The sequence below is a fragment of the Oleiphilus sp. HI0128 genome (genome assembly GCF_001635365.1).
Genome location: NZ_LWGG01001481.1, coordinates 1 through 1341, shown reverse-complemented (window position 1 = coordinate 1341; position 1341 = coordinate 1). Strand labels below are relative to the sequence as shown.

1 protein-coding gene is annotated in these 1341 nt (G+C 47.5%); it reads left to right on the top strand.

The window, feature by feature from the left end; translation table 11 throughout:
* The coding region (locus tag A3763_RS24405; protein WP_197483099.1) for an acetyl-CoA C-acyltransferase at positions 1-1144 on the top strand (1144 nt) is incomplete at its 5' end.
* Positions 1145-1341 lie beyond the last annotated feature (197 nt).

The window sequence follows — 1341 nt, the reverse complement described above, 5'->3', positions numbered from 1 at the left end:
ACCAATGGGTGGTCTTCAAGGTAGCCTGTCTACTGTTCCTGCGCCTGAGCTAGGCAGCATCGTTATCAAAGAAGCGGTCGAGCGTGCGGGCNTTAAGCCTGAAGACGTACAAGAAGTGATCATGGGTAACGTATTGCCAGCCGGTCTTAAGCAAGGCCCAGCTCGCCAGGCAATGCGTCAAGCAGGCCTACCTGATGCAACGGGTGCTACCACAATCAACAAGCTTTGTGGTTCAGGTATGAAAGCGGCGATGATGGCACACGATGCGATCAAGGCAGGCACTAACGATGTAATGATTGCTGGCGGCATGGAGTCTATGTCTAACGCTCCTTATATTTTGCCAACGGCTCGTAAGGGCTTCCGCATGGGTCACGGTGACCAAGCAATGGATCACATGTTCCTAGATGGTTTGGAAGATGCTGAAACAGGTCGTCTAATGGGTTCTTTCGCACAAGAAGTTGCAGACAAGAAAGGTTATACACGTGAGCAGATGGATGACTATGCGATCCAATCACTTACTCGTGCAAAAACTGCAACGGAAGAAGGTTTGCTAAAAGCTGAAATCGTTCCAGTAACCGTTAAGTCTCGCCGTGGCGATACTGTGGTTGAGCACGATGAGCAGCCATTCAACGCTAACATCGAGAAAATCCCTAGTCTTCGCGCAGCTTTTGCTAAAGATGGTACCATCACTGCAGCGAATGCTTCATCAATCTCAGATGGCGCATCAGCACTTGTTCTAATGCGTGAAAGCGAAGCTGAAGCACGTGGCCTTAAGCCTGTTGCTCGTATCGTTGGTCATGCTACGCAATCCCAACACCCAAGTGAATTTACAATCGCTCCTGTTGGCGCAATTGAAAACTTGTTTGCTAAGACAGGCTGGACTAAAGAAGATGTTGATTTGTATGAAATCAACGAAGCCTTCGCAATGGTTGCAATGATGCCTATCATTGACCTAGGTCTTGACCCAGAAACGGTGAACATCTTCGGTGGTGCATGTGCACAAGGCCACCCTGTTGGTTCAACAGGTTCACGTTTGTTGGTTACCTTGATCAACGCATTGAAAGTGAAAGACAAGTCTAAAGGTGTTGCTGCACTATGTATTGGTGGTGGTGAAGCAACCGCTATGGCGATTGAGTTGATCTAAGCTCAGCGTTCATACTAAGAACAGCGCTACAGCAGTACTAAAAAAGGGTCGCAAATATGCGGCCCTTTTTATTATTAATGGAATCAAAACTTTGAAGCTCGGTAAACGCCTAAAAAAACTCAATGAGATGTGCCTAAATAACTACGAGCACATCTGGGATTGCTGCTGCGACCACGGTTTATTGGGAATCAACCTGC